General features: G+C 72.5%; 19 protein-coding genes. 14 read left to right on the top strand and 5 right to left on the bottom strand.

Annotation, left to right across the window (positions count from 1 at the left end):
- Positions 1–191 precede the first annotated feature (191 nt).
- The 3 genes from JUB13_RS30615 (at position 192) to JUB13_RS30605 (ending at position 3,185) form a co-directional block, all read left to right on the top strand.
- Positions 192–995: an enoyl-CoA hydratase-related protein gene (locus JUB13_RS30615; protein ID WP_207486055.1), complete on the top strand. Its 804-nt coding sequence runs from the start codon at positions 192–194 to the stop codon at positions 993–995.
- A gap of 3 nt (positions 996–998) precedes the next feature.
- The gene (locus JUB13_RS30610) at positions 999–2,522 is read left to right on the top strand and encodes a 3-hydroxyacyl-CoA dehydrogenase (RefSeq protein ID WP_207486054.1); all 1,524 of its coding nucleotides are present in this window, start codon (positions 999–1,001) and stop codon (positions 2,520–2,522) included.
- A gap of 333 nt (positions 2,523–2,855) precedes the next feature.
- Positions 2,856–3,185, top strand: a complete 330-nt coding sequence (locus tag JUB13_RS30605) for a histidine phosphatase family protein (RefSeq protein ID WP_207486053.1) — start codon at positions 2,856–2,858, stop codon at positions 3,183–3,185.
- A 16-nt stretch (positions 3,186–3,201) separates the two neighbouring features.
- On the opposite strand, the gene edd is transcribed toward JUB13_RS30605, so the two are convergent.
- From edd to zwf, 3 genes are read right to left on the bottom strand one after another with little or no spacing between them, the layout of a single operon-like run.
- The gene (edd, locus tag JUB13_RS30600; RefSeq protein WP_207486052.1) at positions 3,202–5,031 is read right to left on the bottom strand and encodes a phosphogluconate dehydratase; all 1,830 of its coding nucleotides are present in this window, start codon (positions 5,029–5,031) and stop codon (positions 3,202–3,204) included.
- A 41-nt stretch (positions 5,032–5,072) separates the two neighbouring features.
- Entirely contained in the window at positions 5,073–5,768 is a 696-nt protein-coding gene (pgl, locus tag JUB13_RS30595; RefSeq protein ID WP_207486051.1) for a 6-phosphogluconolactonase, read from the bottom strand.
- Positions 5,769–5,805: 37 nt separating this feature from the next.
- Positions 5,806–7,278, bottom strand: coding sequence for a glucose-6-phosphate dehydrogenase (gene zwf, locus JUB13_RS30590; RefSeq protein ID WP_207486050.1), 1,473 nt, complete (start codon positions 7,276–7,278; stop codon positions 5,806–5,808).
- A gap of 279 nt (positions 7,279–7,557) precedes the next feature.
- On the opposite strand from zwf, the gene JUB13_RS30585 reads away from it, so the two are divergent.
- From JUB13_RS30585 to JUB13_RS30575, 3 genes are all read left to right on the top strand, one after another.
- Complete coding sequence (locus JUB13_RS30585; RefSeq protein ID WP_207486049.1) at positions 7,558–8,352, top strand: DeoR/GlpR family DNA-binding transcription regulator; 795 nt, start codon at positions 7,558–7,560, stop codon at positions 8,350–8,352.
- 3 nt (positions 8,353–8,355) lie between these two features.
- Positions 8,356–9,492, top strand: a complete 1,137-nt coding sequence (locus tag JUB13_RS30580; protein ID WP_207486048.1) for an MFS transporter — start codon at positions 8,356–8,358, stop codon at positions 9,490–9,492.
- A 157-nt stretch (positions 9,493–9,649) separates the two neighbouring features.
- Entirely contained in the window at positions 9,650–10,633 is a 984-nt protein-coding gene (locus tag JUB13_RS30575; protein WP_207486047.1) for a ketopantoate reductase family protein, read from the top strand.
- On the opposite strand, the gene JUB13_RS30570 is transcribed toward JUB13_RS30575, so the two are convergent.
- Both JUB13_RS30570 and JUB13_RS30565 read right to left on the bottom strand, forming a co-directional pair.
- Positions 10,630–12,165: an alkaline phosphatase family protein gene (locus JUB13_RS30570; protein ID WP_207486046.1), complete on the bottom strand. Its 1,536-nt coding sequence runs from the start codon at positions 12,163–12,165 to the stop codon at positions 10,630–10,632. The two genes, JUB13_RS30575 and JUB13_RS30570, sit on opposite strands and share 4 nt — an antisense overlap.
- Positions 12,162–13,403 carry an MFS transporter gene (locus tag JUB13_RS30565; protein ID WP_236025349.1) on the bottom strand — a complete coding sequence of 414 codons (1,242 nt, stop codon included), beginning with the start codon at positions 13,401–13,403 and terminating at the stop codon, positions 12,162–12,164. The genes JUB13_RS30570 and JUB13_RS30565 overlap by 4 nt, the downstream gene beginning before the upstream one ends.
- Before the next feature lie 201 nt (positions 13,404–13,604).
- Between JUB13_RS30565 and JUB13_RS30560 the strand changes: the two genes are divergently transcribed.
- The 8 genes from JUB13_RS30560 (at position 13,605) to pqqE (ending at position 19,478) form a co-directional block, all read left to right on the top strand.
- Entirely contained in the window at positions 13,605–14,612 is a 1,008-nt protein-coding gene (locus JUB13_RS30560; RefSeq protein WP_207486045.1) for an ABC transporter substrate-binding protein, read from the top strand.
- A complete protein-coding gene (locus JUB13_RS30555; protein ID WP_207486044.1) occupies positions 14,612–15,379 on the top strand; it encodes an ABC transporter permease in 768 nt (255 codons plus the stop codon). Before JUB13_RS30560 ends, JUB13_RS30555 begins: the two co-directional genes overlap by 1 nt.
- Entirely contained in the window at positions 15,342–16,076 is a 735-nt protein-coding gene (locus JUB13_RS30550) for an ABC transporter ATP-binding protein (RefSeq protein ID WP_207486043.1), read from the top strand. Before JUB13_RS30555 ends, JUB13_RS30550 begins: the two co-directional genes overlap by 38 nt.
- Before the next feature lie 123 nt (positions 16,077–16,199).
- On the top strand, positions 16,200–16,277 hold the full coding sequence (gene pqqA / locus JUB13_RS32335) for a pyrroloquinoline quinone precursor peptide PqqA (RefSeq protein ID WP_207486058.1): 78 nt from the start codon (positions 16,200–16,202) through the stop codon (positions 16,275–16,277).
- Positions 16,278–16,307: 30 nt separating this feature from the next.
- On the top strand, positions 16,308–17,234 hold the full coding sequence (gene pqqB, locus JUB13_RS30540; protein WP_207486042.1) for a pyrroloquinoline quinone biosynthesis protein PqqB: 927 nt from the start codon (positions 16,308–16,310) through the stop codon (positions 17,232–17,234).
- Positions 17,231–18,007, top strand: a complete 777-nt coding sequence (gene pqqC, locus JUB13_RS30535; RefSeq protein WP_207486041.1) for a pyrroloquinoline-quinone synthase PqqC — start codon at positions 17,231–17,233, stop codon at positions 18,005–18,007. The genes pqqB and pqqC overlap by 4 nt, the downstream gene beginning before the upstream one ends.
- Complete coding sequence (gene pqqD / locus JUB13_RS30530) at positions 18,004–18,291, top strand: pyrroloquinoline quinone biosynthesis peptide chaperone PqqD (RefSeq protein WP_207486040.1); 288 nt, start codon at positions 18,004–18,006, stop codon at positions 18,289–18,291. Before pqqC ends, pqqD begins: the two co-directional genes overlap by 4 nt.
- Complete coding sequence (pqqE, locus tag JUB13_RS30525) at positions 18,288–19,478, top strand: pyrroloquinoline quinone biosynthesis protein PqqE (RefSeq protein WP_207486039.1); 1,191 nt, start codon at positions 18,288–18,290, stop codon at positions 19,476–19,478. The genes pqqD and pqqE overlap by 4 nt, the downstream gene beginning before the upstream one ends.
- Positions 19,479–19,504 lie beyond the last annotated feature (26 nt).

Here is a 19,504-nt window from a genome sequence, read left to right as displayed (position 1 = left end):
GCGCAATTTTCTTCTGCGAGTGCTTCGCATTTCCTCGCATTTTGGGGTTGCCAGGATGTTAACTTTCTCAGAATGAGAATAATCGGACCATCCGGTCGCTGGGACGATGCGGCCGATCTCGACGTCGGCGCAAGGGCGGGCTATGGGTCCATGAGACGCGAAACGCGCCGCCGCCATCCGGGAGGAAGACGATGTCCGCCGCCGCAGATGAAGCCGACCCCGGGGCAGAGCCAGTCCTGATCGAGCGGCCAGAAGAGGGTATCGCCGTCCTGCGCCTGAACAGGCCCGCGGCTCGCAACGCTCTGGACATGCGCACGCGTCACCTGCTTGCGGAACATTTCCGGGACCTGCGCGCCGATGCATCGGTGCGGTGCGTCGTCGTCACAGGCGGGAACGCTTGCTTCGCCGCCGGCGCCGACCTGCGCGAGATCGCCGAGGCCGGCCCGGTCGAGATGATCCAGCGGAACACGCAGCTCCTGTGGCAGGCCATCGCCGAGTTCCCGCGCCCGGTGATCGCGGCGGTCGAGGGCTTCGCGCTGGGCGGCGGCTGCGAGCTCGCCATGCATGCGGACATCATCGTCGCCGGCGAGGGCGCGAGCTTCGGCCAGCCGGAGATCCGCGTCGGCATCATGCCAGGCGCCGGCGGGACTCAGCGGCTGGTGCGCGCGGTCGGCAAGTACAAGGCCATGCTGATGGTCCTGACGGGCAAGCCGGTCGGCGCCCGAGAGGCCGAGGCCATGGGCCTGGTCAGCGTCCTCGCCCCGCAGGGCGAGGCCCTCGCCAGCGCGCTGGATCTCGCCCGCGGGATTGTCCGCCAGCCGCCGCTCGCCGTCGAGCAGATCAAGGAGACCATGCTGGCCGGCATGGACGCGCCGCTGGGCGCGGCCCTGGCGCTGGAACGCAAGGCCTTCCAGCTCCTTTTCGCCAGCGAGGACAAGAAGGAGGGCGTGCGCGCCTTCCTCGAGAAGCGCAGGCCGGTCTTCAAGGGGCGCTGAGGCATGTTCGACCCCGCCCGCGCAGACCTAGTCCTCGGCATCGTCGGCATAGGGGCCATGGGGCGCGGCATCGCGCAGATCGCCGCGACCTCCGGCGCCGAGGTGCGCTTTGTGGACGCCCGGCCCGGCGCCGCCGAGGAGGCCCGGGCAGCCATCGCCGCGATCCTCGACGGCCTGGCGGCCAAGGGCCGCATGGACAGGGCCGCCGCTACCGCAGCGGCGGCGCGCCTGAAGCCCGTGGCCGGCCTGGCCGACCTCTCCGATGCGCATGTGGTGGTCGAGGCCATCGTCGAGGATCTCGAGGCCAAGCGCGCGCTGTTCGCGGAGCTGGAGAAGGCGGTCGGCCCGGACTGCATCCTGGCGACCAACACCTCGTCCCTGGCGGTCGCGGCCATCGCCGCCGCCTGCGCGCGGCCGGGCCGGGTCGCGGGGTTCCACTTCTTCAACCCCGTGCCGCTGATGAGGATCGTCGAGGTCATCGGCGGCGCGCTGACCGAGCCCTGGGTCACCGACGCGCTGACAGGGCTCGCGCGCCGGTTCGGGCATCGCCCGGTGCGCGCGGCGGACCTGCCCGGCTTCCTGGTGAACCATGCTGGACGCGGGCTCACGACCGAGGCGCTGCGCCTGCTGCACGAGGGCGTGGCGGGGGTCGAGGATGCCGACCGCATCCTGCGCGAGGCCTGCGGCTTCCGCATGGGCCCCTTCGAGTTCCTGGACCTGACCGGGCTGGACGTCTCGCTCCCGGTGATGGAGACGATCTATCGCCAATTCTACGACGAGCCGCGCTTCCGCCCCTCCGTGCTCCTGGGCCGGCGCCTCGCGGCGGGGCTGCTGGGCCGCAAGAGCGGCCGCGGCTTCTACACCTATCGCGACGGCAGGCCGGTCGCCGGGGCCGAGCCGCCGGCGCCGGTGGCCGCGCCGCGCCCCGTCTGGATCGCGGCCGAGGAGGATGGCTGGCGCAAGGCGCTAGCCGACCTGGCGATGCATGCGGGATGGACGGTCGATGCGGGCGCGCAGGCCGGCCCGGGCTCCCTGTGCCTGGTCGCGCCGCTCGGGCGCGATGCGACGGAGACGGCGCTGGAGCACGGCCTCGACCCGCGCCGCACGGTGGCGGTCGACCTGCTGCCCGGCCTTGCCGCGCGGCGGACGCTGATGACGACGCCGCTCACCGAGCCAGCCTGGAAGGATGCCGCCCACGCGCTGCTCGCCGCGGACGGCACGCCGGTCACCACGATCCGGGACAGCCACGGCTTCGTCGCCCAGCGGGTGCTGGCGACCATCGTCAACATCGCCTGCGACATGGCCCAGCAGCGCATCGCGACGCCCGACGACATCGACGCCGCCGTGCGCCTCGGGCTCGGCTACCCGCAGGGGCCGCTCGCCTGGGGCGACGCGCTGGGCCCGATGCGGGTCCTGGGGATCCTGGAGCGGATCCTGGCCGGGACCGGCGACCCGCGCTACCGGCCGAGCCCGTGGCTCGCGCGCCGGGCCCGGCTCGGCGTCTCGCTGCTGACGCCGGAACCCTGAAATGCCTCGCTCCGCGCGCCCCCTGCCGGGACGGCGGCCTCTGGCGGCGCTCCTGCTCGCGGCCGGCGGCCTGCTGGGTATGCCGGCCTACGGCGCCGACCGCCCAGCCCCGCTCGCGGCGGAGGATCCCCGCGCGGCGCCGGTTCTGGACCGCCTGCGCGCCGGCGGGCTCGTCCTGTTCCTGAGGCATGCCGATACGCGCGGAATGGCCTGCGACAGCAGCTTCCGGATCGGCGACCGGTCCGGGCAGCGGAACCTCTCGGCCGAGGGGCGCGATCAGGCCGCGCGCATGGGCCGGGCGCTGGACCGGCTCGGCATCCGCTCGCGGGCCCCGTGTTCCGGGCGCGCGACACCGCCGAGATCGCCTTCGGCGCGGAGGCGGTGGAGGTCACGGATTCCCTGCTCGCGGACGACTACGCCGGCGGGCGCCTGGACTGGGTGCTGGCCGAGCACCGGCGCCTGTTCTCGGAGCCGGTGCCGGCGGGGACCAACCGCGTGCTGGTGGGCCACCGCACGCCGGCGATCATGGTGCTGGGCCCGCGGGTCGGCGGCGATGCCTTCCCGGAAGGCGCGGTGCTGGCGCTGGAGCCCGCACCGGAGCCCCGCATCCTTGCTGTCCTGGTGCTCGCCCCGGTGCCGGGCGGCGGCTTTCACGGGTGCTGAAAGCCGCCGGAGGGCATCAGGCGTCGCGGCCGAAGACGGCGGCCCCCTGATCCGCTGGGCCGACCAGGCGCCGGAACCCCGCGAAGAGCTCGCGCCCGGTGCCCCAGGCATTGCGCGCCAGGTCGGGCCGCACGGGGGTGCGCGCCGCGAACTCTGCCTCGTCGATCAGCACCTCCAGCCGACCGGCTTCGGCGTCCAGCAGGACAGGATCGCCGTCGCGCAGCCGGGCAATGGGGCCCTGGTCGACCGCTTCGGGAGTCAGGTGGATGGCGGCCGGCACCTTGCCCGAGGCGCCGGACATGCGCCCGTCCGTCAGCAGCGCGATCCTGTAGCCGAGATCCTGCAGCACGCCCAGCGGCGGGGTCAGCTTGTGGAGTTCCGGCATGCCGTTCGCCCGAGGGCCCTGCCCGCGGATCACCACGACCACGTCGCGGTGGAGCTCGCCGCGTTTGAAGGCCGCAACCATGTCGTCCTGGTCCTCGAAGATGCGGACCGGCGCCTCGACCCTGCGATGCTCGGGCTTCACCGCGGAGACCTTGATCACGGCACGCCCGAGGTTCCCCTGCAGGATCCGCAAGCCGCCATCGGCAGCGATGGGGGCCGCGACGGGCGCCAGCACCTCCGGGTCCAGGGACCGTGCGGGTCCCGCCCGCCAGGCCAGCCCGTCGGAACCGAGGTGGGGTTCGTCGCGGTAGCGGCCGAGGCCGCCCTCACCCGCCACGGTGCGCACATCCGCGTGCAGCAGCCCGGCATCCAGCAGCTCGCCGATCAGGAACGCCATGCCCCCCGCGGCGTGGAAGTGGTTCACGTCGGCCTTGCCGTTGGGATAGACGCGCGCCAGCAGCGGGACGACGGCCGAGAGGTCGTCGAAATCCTCCCAGGTCAGGAGGATCCCCGCCGCGGCGGCGATCGCCACCAGGTGCAGGGTATGGTTCGTGGATCCGCCCGTCGCCAGAAGCCCGATGACGCCGTTCACCACCGCCTTCTCGTCGACGACATGCCCGATGGGCGTGCGCGCGGCGGGCGACGCGAGCTCGACGATGCGCCGGGCGGCCGCGTCGGTCAGCGCATCGCGCAGGGGCGTCCCGGGATTGACGAAGCTCGACCCCGGGAGCTGCAGGCCCATGATCTCCATCAGCATCTGGTTGGAGTTGGCCGTGCCGTAGAAGGTACAGGTGCCGGGCCCGTGATAGGAGGCGGCCTCGGCCTCCAGCAGCGCCTGCCGGTCGGCCTTGCCCTCGGCGTAGAGCTGGCGGATGCGCGCCTTCTCGGGGTTGGAAAGCCCAGATGTCATTGGGCCAGAGGGCACGAAGAGCACCGGCAGGTGCCCGAAGGACAGGGCGCCCATCATTAGCCCGGGCACGATCTTGTCGCAGATGCCCAGGCACAGCACGCCGTCGAACATGTCATGGGACAGCGCGATCGCAGTTCCCATGGCGATCACGTCGCGCGAGAACAGCGACAGCTCCATGCCCGTGCGGCCCTGGGTGACGCCGTCGCACATCGCCGGCACCCCGCCCGCGACCTGCGCGACGCCGCCAGCCCCACGCACCGCAGCCTTCAGGCGCTGCGGGTACAGCTCGTAGGGCTGGTGGGCCGAGAGCATGTCGTTGTAGGCCGTCACGATGGCGATGTTCGGCTTCGCCGCCGACTTCAGGTCGGCCTTGTCCTCGGGCCCGCAGGCGGCGAAGCCGTGGGCGAGGTTGCCGCAGCCGAGCTGGCGGCGGCGCGGCCCCTGGTCGGCCGCCCGGGCGATCCTGTCGAGATAGGCCGCGCGGCTATCCGCGCTGCGCTCGGCGATGCGGCGCGTGACCCGCGCCAGGGTCTCGTTCAGGCGGTCGGTCATGGGCACCTCGTCGGGTCCGTCTGGTCTGGAAAGTAGGGCGCTCAGGGCGCCCAGAAGATCTCGACCGGCACGCGCTCCTGGCGCAGCACGGCACGGATCGGCATGGCCTCGGCCGGACCTTCGCCGAGGGCCTCCTCCAGCACGCGGCGCTTTCCGTCGCCGGTCAGCAGCAGGCAGAGGGCCGAGCTGTCCAGCAGCTCGCGCAGCGTCAGGGTCAGGCGCCGGTGCGGCGCGCCGGTCGGAACGAGCGTGACGCAGCGGTGCGGGCATTCGGGCGCGAGGGCAGCGGCCAGCCCCTCCGCCCCCGGAAAGAGCGATGCGGTATGACCGTCCTCGCCCATGCCGAGCCAGGCAGCGGCATAGGGATGCGGCAGGCGCGCGAGCCGGGCATCCAGCGCCGCCGCCGCCGTCTCCGGATCGCCCGCGCCGGCTCCGGTCTCCAGAAGCCGGGCGCCTGCGGCCGCGCCGCGAACAAGCGTCCGCCTCACCATCGCTTCGTTGCTGTCGGCATGGTCCGGCGTGACCCAGCGCTCGTCCGCCAGCACCAGCGTCACGCGGTCCCAGGCGAGGGCGCGGGCCGAGAGCAGCTCGTGCAGCGGCTCGGGCGTGCGCCCGCCCGACAGGACGAGCGCCGCCTCGCCCCGTGTCGCCAGGGCCTCGGAGAGCAGCGCCGCCGTGCGGTCGGCGGCCGCCTCGAACAGCGCGTCGTGGGATGCGAATTCGTGCAGCCTGGCCATGGGTCCTCGCGCCTGGTTACCGGTCCCCGCCCTGGGCTCAATCCTCATGCCAGGTGCGGCCGTCGCGCTCGATCAGCGCGATCGCGCCCGCGGGTCCCCAGGTGCCCGCCGTGTAGGGCTTCGGCGCCTGGGAGTTCTGCGCCCAGCCCTGCAGGATCGGATCGATCCAGGTCCAGGCGGCCTCGACCTCGTCGCGGCGCATGAACAGCGTGGAATTGCCGCGCACCACGTCCATCAGCAGGCGCTCGTAGGCATCGGGATAGCGGACCCCGAAGGCCTCGGCGAAGCTGAGGTTCAGCGGCGTCGGGCGCAGGCGGAGCCCGCCGGGCCCGGGATCCTTGCCCATCAGGTGAAGCGTCACGCCCTCGTCCGGTTGCAGGCGCATCACTAGCCGGTTCGGCTCGATGGCGCCGGATTCCGCCGGGAAGATGGAATGGGGGACCGGCTTGAACTGGACGACGATCTGCGAGGTGCGCTCGGTCATGCGCTTGCCCGTGCGCAGGTAGAAGGGAACGCCCGACCAGCGCCAGCTGTCGATCTCGACCTTCAGCGCGACGAAGGTCTCGGCATCCCTTGCCTCGGCGCTCTCGACCTCCTCGGCATAGCCCGGGACCGACGCGCCGCCGATGGCGCCCGCCCTGTACTGGCCGCGCACGGTGCAGGCCGCAACCGTCTCGGCGGTGATCGGCCGCAGGGCGCGAAGGACCTTCAGCTTCTCGTCGCGGACGTCGTCCTGATCCAGGCGGACCGGCGGTTCCATGGCGACCAGGCAGAGAAGCTGCAGCAGGTGGTTCTGCACCATGTCGCGCAGGGCGCCGGTACGCCCGTAATACTCCCCGCGGGATCCGACGCCGACCGTCTCGGCCGCGGTGATCTGGACGTGGTCGATCCAGGCGTTGCTCCACAACGGCTCCAAAAGCGCGTTGGCGAAGCGCAGCGCCATCAGATTCTGCACCGTCTCCTTGCCGAGGTAATGGTCGATGCGGAAGATCTGGTGCTCCGCGAAGACGGCGCCGACCTGCTCGTTGATGGAGCGCGCGGTCTCCAGGTTGTGGCCGACCGGCTTCTCCAGGACGATGCGGGCCTGCGGCGTCACGAGATCGGCGGCCTTCAGGCGCTGGCAGATCTGGCCGAACAGGTCCGGCGAAGTCGCAAGATAGAAGACCCGAACGCGGTCCTGCGCCGCCGAAAGGGTGCGCGCCAGGGTGTTCCATCCCTCGTCGCGCCGCGCATCCACCGAAACGTAGTCGATGTGGTCGAGAAAGCGGCGCCAGGCGGCCTCGTCGAAGGTCGAGGCCGGGACATGCGCCCGCGCCCGCTCGTCCACATGGGCGAGATAGGTCTGCCGGTCGAACTCCGAGCGCGACGCCGCGATGATGCGGGCATCCTCGGGGATCTGGCGGTCGAGATAACGGTGATAGAGCGCCGGAAGCAGCTTGCGGACCGCGAGGTCGCCGGTGCCGCCGAAGACGACGTAGTCGAAGGTGGCGACGGGGACGATGCGCGTCATGACGAACCTTTCCTTTAATTCCGCGGGGTCGGGATGGATCCCGCCACGGCGGGACCGCAGGCGCTGCGCAACGCCGATGCGGCCGCCATATCCGCCCGGGCGCGCCGGCCCCGCGGATCTTCGGGAGATTGGCACCGCAAGATTAAGGATGAACGAAGGCCCGGCACGATCACAGAAATCTTTCCGCACGAATGCGCGATGCGCATACCGCGCAGCTTGACGGATCAGGCACGAATACGCATGATCTAGCACATTGTTGCATGTTTCTGCCGGATCTCGATGACCGCACCTCCCGACATGGCACTGCCGCTGGAACGCCAGCGCGCCATTCTCGACCGGCTCGGCCGCGACGGCCGTGTCGTCGCGGCCGATCTCGCGCGCGCCTTCGGCACCTCCGAGGACACGATCCGGCGCGACCTCCGGGACCTCGCCGCCCGCGGACTGTGCCAGCGGGTCTATGGCGGCGCCCTGCCGATCTCGCCGTCCCAGGGCACTGCCACGCGGCGGCGCGCCGAGCGCATCTCCGGAAAGCAGGCGCTGGGCGCCCGCCTCGCGGCGCTGGTCCGGCCGGGCCAGACCGTGTTCATCGACGCCGGCTCCACCAATCTGGCGGCGGCACGCGCTCTTCCCGAACTTCCGGGCCTGACCGTGGCCACCCATGACCCCGCGATTGCCGTCGCGCTCACAGGCCGTGCGGGGATCGAGCTGATCCTGCTGGGCGGCCGGATCGATGCGCATTCGGGCGCGGCGCTCGGCATGCATGCCCTGCGCGGCGCCATGGACATGCGCCCGGATCTCCTGCTGCTCGGCGCCTGCGCGCTGGATGCCGCGGGCGGCCTTGCGGCATTCGGCTACGAGGATGCCGAGATGAAGCGCGCGCTGGTCCGCAGGGCCGGCGCGGTCGCGGCGGCGGTCACCAACGACAAGCTCGGAACGGCTGCACCGCACCGGGTGGGGCCCGCCGACATCCTCTCCGACCTCGTCGCCGAGCACGACGCCCCCGAAGACCGCCTGTCACCGCTGCGGGCTCTCGGCCTGCGCGTGCACAGGGCCGAACCCGCCTGGGAGGACTGATCCATGCCCGCCGCCGACCTGCGCCGGGCGCGCATCGCCACGACCGGTGTCTTCTTTGCCAATGGGCTCGGCATCGGCGCCTGGGCCGCGGCGATCCCGCGCCTCCAGGACGCGCTCTCCCTTTCCGCCGGGCGGCTCAGCCTGGCGCTGCTGGCGTTTGCGGCCGGGGCTGTCGTCTCGATGCCGGCGGTGGGGATCCTCGCGTCGCGGATCGACACCGGCCACACGACGCTGGCGGGCGGGCTCGCCTTCGCGCTCGCCCTCCTCTGCCCGCCCCTGGCCGGCGACCTCGTCCTCCTGTGCGCCGCAGCCTTCGTGGTCGGGGCTGCCAACGGGACGGTGGACGTCTCGATGAATGCCCATGCCAGCGGGATCGAGCGGCAGTGGGGCACGCCGATCATGTCCTCCTTCCATGCGGCCTTCAGCCTGGGCGGCTTCGCGGGCGCAGGGCTCGGCGCGGCACTTGCGGCGCTGAACCCCGAGGCGGGCGCGCTGGCCGGTCTCTGGGGGCCGGGACTGCTGGCGGCGGGCATCGTCGCGGCCGGCGCCCGCGCCCTCGGCACGGGCTGGCGCCCGGCGCCTTCGGGCGCGCTGGCGACGCCCGGCCGCGCGGCGCTTGCGCTGTGCGCAGTCGCGCTCGTCTGCATGCTGATCGAGGGTGCCATGGCGGACTGGAGCGCCGTCTACCTTTCGGAATCGGGCGCCGGTGCCGCCGCAGCGGCGGGATACGCCGCTTTCTCCCTGGCCATGGTCGCAGGCCGCCTTCTCGGCGACCGGGTCGTCGCCGCCGTCGGCGCGCCGGGTGTAGTCCTCGGCGGCGGCGCCATGGCCGCGGCGGGCCTCGCCCTAGCGGCGGCAGTCCCGGCCCCGGTCGCGGCCAGCGCCGGCTTCGCGCTGGTCGGCCTCGGCCTGTCAAATGTCGTGCCCGCGGTCTTCAGCGCAGCCGCACGGATCGGCGCAACCCCGGCGGCGGGCGTCGCCATGGCGGCGACGGCGGGCTATGCCGGCTTCCTGCTGGGCCCGGTCGCGATCGGCGGCATCGCATCGGCCCTGGGGCTTCGCGCGGGCATCGTGGTCCTCGCCGGCGGCGCCGTGCTGGTCGCGCTCCTAGCCTCGGCCGTCCGGCCGCGGACCCGATGACGGGTTCCCCGACCTCGATGCGGGGTGGACTCGCGCAGGGCGGACCGGAGATTATCGGCCGGCCACCGCCACCCTGACCGGAGATGCCAAGCGTGAGTGCCGAGGCGAACCCAGTGCCCGCCGGGCCGGGCATGACGGATCGGCGCTAGCCACCGCCATGCGCAGGATCTGCATCTTCGGCGCCGGTGCGATCGGCGGGCACCTGGCGGCGCGGCTGGCGGAGGGCGGGGCCGAGGTCTCCATCGTCGCCCGCGGCGAACAGCTCTCGGCGATCCGCGAGCGCGGGATCGTGGTGCGGACGCATGACGGCACGCTGCTGCGCTGCCGCCCGCGCATCGCGAGCGACGATCCCCGCGAGATCGGCCCCCAGGACGCGGTCCTGGTCACGGTCAAGGCGCCGGCTTTGCCGCAGGTCGCCGCCTGCATCGCGCCGTTGCTCGACCCCGCGACTGCCGTGGCCTTCGTGATGAACGGCCTGCCCTGGTGGTACGCGGACGGCGATACAGGCCCCCTCGCGCCGCTGGCGCTTCCGGAGCTCGATCCGGACGGGGCGCTGCACCGGGCCGTCGCCGCCGAGCGAGTCATCGGCGGCGTGGTCTATTCGGCCTGCACGGTCGTCGAGCCCGGGCTGATCCATTCCGAGCACGCATCGATCAAGCTCGTCCTCGGCGAGCCCGACGGCCGCGTCGGCGCGCGCGCAGGCGCGATCGCGAACTTCTTCCAGGCCGGCGGGATGCCCTGCGAGGTCACCCCCGACATCCGCGCCGAAGTCTGGGGCAAGCTCCTCGGCAACCTCGCGAGCGGCCCGCTGTGCCTGCTCAGCCGGCGCAGCATGCTCGAGACCTTCTCCGATCCCGCCATCCGGGCGGCGGCGGTGCGGATCGTCGAGGAGGGAATGGCGCTCGCCGCGGCGGTGCTCGGCCATCCCCTTGGCGGCAGCGCCGAGACGCGCATCGCGCGCCTGGCCGACACCGACCACAAGCCTTCGATCCTCCAGGACCTGGAGATGGGGCGGCCGCTGGAGGTCCAGGCGCTGTTCTCGCTTCCCCTGCGGCTCGCGCGGATCGCCGGCGTTCCGACGCCGACGCTCGACCTCATGGTGGCGCTTGCGGCGCGAACGGCGGGCCTCGGGGGGCGCTAGCGCGCCGGCGGGCGCTCCACCGGGCCCTCGGGCCCCAGCCAGACATGGGTGAAGCCGCGCTCGGCGTGGCGCATGCGCCAGGACAGCATCTCCTGGGCGCAGGCAGCCAGGATCGCCGCATGCCCGGGATCGCCCGCGAGGTCGCGTTGGCGTCCGGGATCCGAGGCAAGGTCGAAGAGCAGCGGCGGCAGCCCCGCGAAATGGACGTACTCGTAGCGCTCGGAGCGCAGCACCGCGAGGCCGCATGCGTCGGAATCGAGGCCGAGCGCGCGTTCCGGCGCCTGGCCGGCGACGTCGCGGAAATCGAACTCCCAGTGGGCCGCCTGCCGCCACCCGGCGGGCGTGCCGCCGTCGAGCCAGGGCCTGAGCGGCCGGCCGTCGCAGGCGGGCGGAACGGACACGCCCAGCCAGTCGAGGATGGTCGGCATCACGTCGACGCTTTCCGTGAAGGCCTCGACCGTGCGGCCGTGGCCCGCCGGCCGGCGCGGGTCGCGCACGACCAACGGGATGTGGAAGGCCTCGTCGAACCAGCCCTCCTTGCCGAGCATCCAATGGTCGCCCAGCGTCTCGCCATGGTCCGAGGTCACGACCACGAGCGTGTCGTCCAGCGCGCCGGTCTCCTCGAGCCGGGCCACGACCCGGCCGACATGATGGTCCATCTCGGCGATCAGACCGTAATAGGTCGCGCGCAGCCGGCGCAGGTCGCCGTCCGACAGCCTGCCGGGATGGATCTCGTGCCCGCGCACCCAGGCCCCGGTCGGGAAGGTCTCCATCCGCCAGCGCAGCCAGGGGTGCATCGCCGCCTGCTCGGCCGGGCTCGGCGCCCGGATCGGATCCGGCACGCAGGCCGGATCGACGGCCTGGTGCCAGGGCTCGGGCGCGATCCAGGGCGGATGGGGGCGCAGATAGGCGAGATGGGCGAACCACGGCCGGTCGCCCTGCCCGTCCAGCCAGGACAGGAAGCGGTCGGTCAGGTAGGCGGTGTCGCTGTCCGCCGCGGCATAGCGCGCGGGCGCCGCTAGCGGGCCGTCGGCATGCCCCTCCGGCGGGCGGTAGAGGTCGCGCGTCTCGGGCGGGACGTCGTGGCCGAGGTCGCGCAGGTGCTCCGCCCAGGGCCGCATGTCCTCCAGCATCACGCAGCCTGCCTCGAACCCGGCCATCACCCCTTCGTAGGTCTTCAGCGCGGGATCCCCCGGCGGATGCAGGCGGGGGTCGGCCGAAGTGTCGGTATAGCCGAACAGGGCCGGCGCGACGCCGGCCCGCCGCGCCTCGCGCGGGAGGGTGGCATGGCGGGCGTCCAGCGGCGTCCCGTTGCGCACCGAGCGATGGTTCATCGCATAGAGCCCGGTTAGCAGGCTTGCGCGCGCCGGGCCGCAGGGCGATGCGACGGTGTGGTGCCGCCGGAACAGCGTCGCGCGCGCGGCCAGCGCGTCGAGGTTCGGCGTGCGCACCGCGGTATGCCCCAGGCGGGACAGGCAGTCGCCCCGCCACTGGTCGGCCACGACGAAGAGGACGTTGCCGGGATGCGTCATGAGGTCACCTCGTCGGGGCGGGCCAGGATCCGCCGGCGGCGCTGCAGCAGCCAAGCGGCAATGGAGACGTTCAGCAGGTTCCAGCCGAGCCCGTTGACGAAAGCGGCGCCGTAGGATCCCGTGACATCGAAGATCAGCCCCGACATCCAGCCCCCGAGGGCCATGCCGAACAGCGTCGCCATGATGACGACCCCGACGCGCGTGCCCGCCTCCCCGGGCGGGAAGAACTCCCGCACCACCAGGGCATAGCTCGGGACGATGCCGCCCTGGAAGAGGCCGAACAGCGCCGAGATCACGTAGAGCGAGGTCAGGCCGTCGAACCACAGGTACAGGAACAGCGCGACGCCCTGCAGCGTCGAGCCAAGCAGCAGCGTCGACAGTCCGCCGATGCGGTCGGCGACCCAGCCCGACGCGATCCGGCTGATGATGCCGAAGCCCAGCATCAGGGAGAGCATCTCGGCCCCACGTGCCGCGCCGTAGCCGAGATCCCCGCAATACGCCACGATATGGACCTGTGGCATGGCCATGGCTACGCAGCAGGCAAGGCCCGCCACCACGAGCAGCGCCTGAAGCGCACGCGGCGAAAGGCCCGCGCCCGCGGCCAGGGCGCCCCCCGGCGCCGCGCCGGCGCCGATCGCCGGGCCGACACCCACGCGACGGCGCATGGCGATGGCCAGCGGCAGCAGCGTGACCAGGCAGAAGATCCCGATGCCCACGTGGGTCGCCCGCCACCCGGCGGTCGAGACGAAATGCTGCACGACGGGAGGCCAAGCGGTCCCCGCAAGATAGCTGCCGGAGGCACAGATCGCGACTGCGAAGCCCCGACGCCGCTCGAACCAGTGGGTGATGTCGGCCAGCAGCGGGCTGAAGCTCGCCGAGGCACCGAGCATCCCGATCAGCAAACCCTGAATCGCCGCGAACTCGACGATCCCGGTCGCGAAGGCGGACAGGACATAGCCCAGCGCGAGCGCTACCGCGCCCAGGGCGAGCGGGACCGCCACCCCGAACCGGTCTGCCAGCCGCCCCATCAGGACGCCGCCAAAGGCGAAGCCGATCATGGTCAGGGAATAGGGAAGCGCGGCGCCGGCCCGTGCCACGCCGAACTCGGCCTCCACCGCCGGGAGCACCACGACCACCGACCACATGCCGACGCCGCCGATGGCGCTGGCCACGACGGCCAGCGCAAGCCGCCTCCAGGCCGCCGGAGAATCCGTGACGCCGTCCGCCGCCATTTCCATCACGCCCGCACCCGACCCATAACAGCCCCTGCGACAGGTCTATCCGCCGGAATGCCGGTGGGGCAAGACGCCCTCGGCCAGGGAATGCAGCGGAGCGGCCGGAAAGGGCGAGGATATGATACGGAAGTGCAATTCCTGCGCCCCGACCGCCCCTTACCATCGGAGCGTGCGCCCGACGGACGGCGCAAGGGAGGGACCCGCATGGTCCACGGCACCTCGCGCCGCACATTCATGGCATCGGCGGCGGCTATCCTCTGCCTCCCGCGCGGAGCGGCAGCGGCGGCCAAGGGCGCGGAAAGCCTCCCGGTGGTCCGCATCGGCACGCTGAAGTTCGGCACCGTCAGCTGGGAGCTGGAGACGATCCGCGCCGCCGGCCTGGACCGCGAGGCCGGCATCCAGCTGGAGATCGTCGACTTCGCCGGGAACCAGGCGACCCAGATCGCGCTGCAGGCCGGCGCCGTCGACATGATCGTGTCGGACTTCGTCTGGGTGGCCCGCCGACGGGCCGTCGGCGAGGACCTGTCCTTCCTGCCCTATTCGACCGCCGTGGGCGCGCTTATGGTCCCGCCGGGCTCGCCCGTCGCGGCCATCCCCGACCTGCAGGGCCGGCGCATCGGCGTCGCGGGCAGCCGCATCGACAAGAGCTGGCTGCTGCTCCTCGCTCTAGCCAGGCAGCGGCACGGCCTGGACCTGGAGCGAGCGGCCGAGGTCGTCTATGGCGGGCCGCCGCTGCTGAACCAGCAGGTGGAGACCGGCCGCCTGGACGCCGTGCTGAACTACTGGCACTTCGCCGCCCGGCTCGAGGCCAGGGGCATGCGCCGGCTGGTGGGCGTGGACGAGATCATGCGCGCGCTCGGGATCGAGGCCGAGATCCCGGCCGTCGGCTACGTCTTCCGGGAATCCTGGGCGGGCCGCGACGAGGCGGCCATCAAAGGCTTCGCCGCGGCATCGCGCGCGGCAAAGGACCTGATGCTCAGCTCGGACGCCGCCTGGGAGCGCCTGCGCCCCCTGATGCAGGCCGAGGACGAGGCGACCTTCCTGCGGCTTCGCGAGCGCTACCGCGAGGGCATCCCGCGCCGATGGGGATCCGAGGAGCGCGCAGGCGCCGCCCGGCTCTTCGCGATCCTGGCCGAATTCGGGGGCAGCGACCTGGCCGGCGACGTGACGAGCCTGGACCCCGGCACCTTTTGGCCGGGAGTCGCGTTCTGATGCGCCTGCCCTCGCCCCGGCTGCTCGGCTTCGTTGCGTCCCTGGCGCTCTTCGCCGCCATCTGGCAGCTCGGCGCCGCCATGGCAGACAGCCGCAGCCTGCCATCGCCCTCGGCGGTCGCGACGGTGCTGCTCCGCGAAGCCATGAACGGCAACCTGGCCTACCATCTCGGCGCCACGCTGGGCCGGGTCGCCGCGGCATTCCTGGTGGCCTACGCCATCGGCGCCGCCATCGGCGTCGCGCTCGGCCGCTCGCGCCGGCTCGACATCCTGTTCGATCCCTGGCTCGTCTTCTTCCTGAACCTGCCGGCGCTGGTGACCATCGCGCTGTTCTATGTGTGGTTCGGGCTGACCGAGGCTGCGGCGCTGGCCGCGGTCGCGGCCAACAAGGTGCCGACCGTTGCGGTCGTGCTGCGCGAAGGGGCCCGGGCCCTCGACCGGCAGTATTTCGAGGTCGCGCGGGTCAACCGGTTCTCGCGCGCCGACCTGCTGTTCCACGTTGTTCTGCCCCAGCTCCAGCCCTATCTCGCCGCCGCGGCGCGCTCGGGCCTCGCGCTGATCTGGAAGATCGTGCTGGTGGTCGAGCTGCTGGGGCGCAGCAGCGGCGTGGGCTTCCAGATCCACCTCTTCTTCCAGGTCTTCGATGTCGCCGGCATCCTCGCTTACGCCCTGTCCTTCATCGCCGTGGTCCAGTTCATCGAGCTTGCGGTCCTCCAGCCTGCCGAACGCCGTGCCGCGCGCTGGCGGCCCGCCCCGTCTCGCGCTTGAGATCCGCTCGAAGCGCTTCGAGGGGCGGGAGGTCCTGCACGGCCTCCGGCTCGAAGTCGCGGCCGGCGAGGCCGTGGCCCTGATCGGGCCGTCCGGAAGCGGCAAGACCACGGCCCTGACGATCGCGGCCGGGCTGGACGAGGATTTCGAGGGCAGCGTGACGCTGGGTCCCGGCGTCCGGCTCGCCTACGTGTTCCAGGCCCCGCGCCTGCTGCCCTGGCGCAGCGTCCGCGACAACGTCGCGCTCGCGCTGCCCCGGGCGCAGCGGCGCGGCCCGACGGCCGACCGGCTGCTGGCGGAGGTCGGACTGGAAGGCTGCGCCGGCCAGTATCCCGGCGAACTCTCGGGCGGCATGCAGCGCCGCGCGGCGCTGGCGCGCGCCTTCGCGCTCGATGCCGACATCCTGCTGCTCGACGAAGCCTTCGTGTCCCTGGACGGAAGCGCGGCGGCACTGCTGCGCTCGCGCCTCGCCGCCCATCTGGACGAGCGCGGGCGCAGCCTGCTGCTGGTCACCCACGATCTCGACGAGGCGCTGGAGCTTGCGGACCGCATCGTCCTGCTCGGCGGCACGCCGGCCCGTGACCTCGCGGACCTGCCGGTTCCCGGCGCGCGGAGCGCCCGTCCGCCGGACTTCGGCGAGCGCTTTCGCCGCGACCATGCCGAGATCCTGGCGAGGGCCGGCCTCCACGCGAAATGATCAGTTGGCCCCACGATATGATACTTTTGGGCAGCACGGTCGTGCGGATCCTTGCGCTAAGCTGGGCCCGGCGATGCTGACGCTCGGCGCTGGGCCGGCGGATCGCCTTGCTGGGAGCAAGCCATGAAGTGGAAGACCCCGAAGGTTGCCGAGATCGCCTGCGGCATGGAGATCAACTGCTACGCCAGCGCGAAGGTCTGATCGACCCGGCACCGCCGGCGGGGGGATCCCATGAGGATCGTCGTTCTCGGATCCGCCGCCGGCGGCGGCCTACCTCAATGGAACTGCGGCTGCGCGAACTGCCGAAGGGCACGCGCCGGCGATCCTGCCGTGCCCGCGCGCACGCAATCCTCGATCGCGGTCAGCGCCGACGGCCTACGCTGGGCGCTCTTCAACGCCTCCCCGGACCTGCGCCAGCAGGTCGCCGCGACGCCGGCGCTGGCGCCGCCCGATGGCGCGCTGCGTGGAACGCCACTGGCCTCGGTCGTTCTGACCAATGCCGATATCGACCACGTGGCCGGCCTGCTGAGCCTGCGCGAGGCGCAGCCCTTCGCCCTTTACGCCAGCGGGCGCATCCACGCCGTACTCGAGGCCAATCCCATCTTCGACGTGCTGGACCGTGACCGTGTCCCGCGACGGGCGCTGGAGCTGGGCGGGGCAGTGCCACTCTCCGACGCTGCGGGCGCCCCCATCGGCCTGGAGGTGACGCTGTTCCCCGTGCCGGGCAAGGTGCCGCTCTGGCTCGAGGGCGGCCGCCCCGCCGAGGAGCTGGCCGGCGAGGCCGGCGATACCGTCGGCGTCGAGGTGACCGACGGGCGCCGCCGCCTGCTCTACGTTCCCGCATGCGCGCGCGTGACGCCCGCCCTGCTCGACCGGCTGCATGGCGCGGACCTGTTGCTGTTCGACGGCACGCTCTGGGACGACGAGGAGATGGTGCGCCAGGGGCTCGGCCCGAAGACCGGGCCGCGCATGGGCCATCTGAGCGTCGGCGGCCCGCAGGGCAGCATTGCGGCCCTGCGCGAGGCCCGGGTGCGCCGGCGCGCCTTCATCCATCTCAACAACAGCAACCCCCTGCTCGCCGCGGATACGCCCGAACGGGCCGCCGCCGCCGCGGCTGGATGGGAGGTCGCCTCCGACGGCCAGGAGTTCATCCCATGACGGCAAGCACCTTGATGGCCGAGACGGCGCGCCCGATGACGCCCGACGAGTTCGAAGCCGCCCTGCGCGCGATCGGCGCCGAGCGCTACCACAACCTGCACCCGTTCCACCGGCTGCTGCATGCGGGCAAATGCACGCGCGACCAGGTGCGGGCCTGGGCGCTGAACCGCTACTACTACCAGAGCCGCATTCCGATGAAGGACGCCGCCCTGATGTCCCGGTGCGAGGATGCCGAGCTGCGCCGGATCTGGCGCCAGCGCATCGTCGACCATGACGGGACAGTCGCCGGCGAGGGCGGCATCGCGCGCTGGCTGCGGCTGACCGATGCGCTGGGCCTGGACCGCGACTACGTGGCGAGCTGCGAAGGCGTGCTTCCGGCGACTCGCTTCGCCGTCGATGCCTATGTGCGCTTCGTGCGCGAGCGGCCCCTGACCGAGGCGATCGCCTCGTCCCTGACCGAGCTGTTCTCGCCGGGCATCATCCGGGACCGTGTCTCCGGCATGCTCGCCGGGTACGACTTCGTCGACCGCGACGCCCTGGCCTATTTCGGCAACCGCCTGACCGAGGCGCCGCGCGATGCCGATTTCGCGCTCGCCTATGTCAAGCAGAGGTCCTGCACCGTCGCGGAGCAGCAGGCGGCGCTGGCTGCCCTGCGGTTCAAGTGCGACGTGCTGTGGTCCCAGCTCGACGCGCTCTATCTCGCCTATGTCGAGCCGGGCTTCGTGCCGCCGGGCGCCTGGCAGCCGCACGAAGGACTGCGGGGACCGGAATGACCGGGCCGCAGCCGATCGACGAGGCCACGACGCCGCGGTTGCCACGCCATGTGAAGCTGCGTTTCGACGAGGCGCGGGGTGCCTGGGTACTGCTGGCGCCCGAGCGGGTGCTGATGCCCGACGAGATCGCCTGCGACGTCCTCAAGCGGCTCGACGGGAAGACGCAGCTGGGAGCGCTGATCGACGCGCTCGCGCGCGACTACGAAGCGCCCCGCGATCTCGTGGCCGGCGACGTCACGGAACTCCTGCGCGACCTCGCAGGGAAGGGAATGGTTTCGCTATGACCGCACCGATCCCGATGGGACTGCTGGCGGAGCTGACGCACCGCTGCCCGCTGCAATGCCCCTACTGCTCGAACCCGGTCGAGCTGGCGCGGCCGGCCGGCGAGATCGACACCGCCACCTGGGCGCGCGTCTTCCGCGAGGCGGCCGGCCTGGGCGTGCTGCAGGTCCACCTGTCGGGCGGCGAGCCCTGCGCCAGGCGCGACCTTCCGGAGATCGTCGCCGCGGCGGCCGCGGCGGGGCTCTACACCAACCTGATCACCTCGGCCGTCACGCTCGACGAGGCGCGGCTGGCCACCCTGGTCGAGGCCGGCCTCGACCACGTGCAGATCAGCTTCCAGGATGCCGAACCCGCGGGCGCCGACCGGATCGCCCACATGCCGGGGGCGCATGCCAAGAAGCTCGCCGCGGCGCGGCTCGTCACGAAGGCCGGGCTGGCGCTGACCGTCAATGCCGTCGTGCATCGCCAGAACCTCGACCGGCTCGGCGCGATGATCGACCTGGCGCTCGAACTCGGCGCTCAGCGCCTGGAGGTCGCGCATGTCCAGTACTACGGCTGGGCCCTCGCGAACCGGGCGGCGCTGATGCCGACCCGCGCGCAGCTCGACCGCGCGACCGAGACGGTCGAGGAGGCGCGCAGGATCCATGCCGGGCGGCTGGTGATCGACTACGTGGTTCCGGACTACTACGCGACGCGTCCCAAAGCCTGCATGGGCGGCTGGGGCCGGCAGTTCCTGGTCGTCTCGCCCGCCGGCAAGGTCCTGCCCTGCCACGCCGCGGCCGGGATCGCCGGGCTGGTCTTCGACGACGTCCGCGAGAAGTCGCTGCGCGAGATCTGGGAGAACGGGGACGCGTTCCAGCGCTTCCGCGGCACCGCCTGGATGCCCGAGCCCTGCCGGGGCTGCGCGCACAAGGAGGAGGACTGGGGCGGATGCCGCTGCCAGGCCTTCGCGCTGACCGGCGACGCCGCCGCGACGGATCCCGCCTGCCGCCTGTCCCCGGCCCATGCGGCCATCGGCGGCCTTGCCACGGCCGAGGCGTCGGCCGCCCCGCCGGAGTTCCGCTATCGCCGGTTCGAGCGGGGAGCCGAGGCCCCTGCCCCTGCCCCTGCCCCTGCCGCCGCCGCACCTGCCTCCAGCCTGTCCGGCATCCCGGCGGTCTCCGCGCCCCACGAGCGCGTGGATCCGTGAGCCTGCGCGCAGGACCAGCGGCCCGC

It is taken from the genome of Arenibaculum pallidiluteum, assembly GCF_017355985.1.
GTDB lineage: Bacteria > Pseudomonadota > Alphaproteobacteria > Azospirillales > Azospirillaceae > Arenibaculum > Arenibaculum pallidiluteum.
Note: the sequence above shows the minus strand (reverse complement) of the source record. Positions and strands in the feature narration are given on the sequence as shown.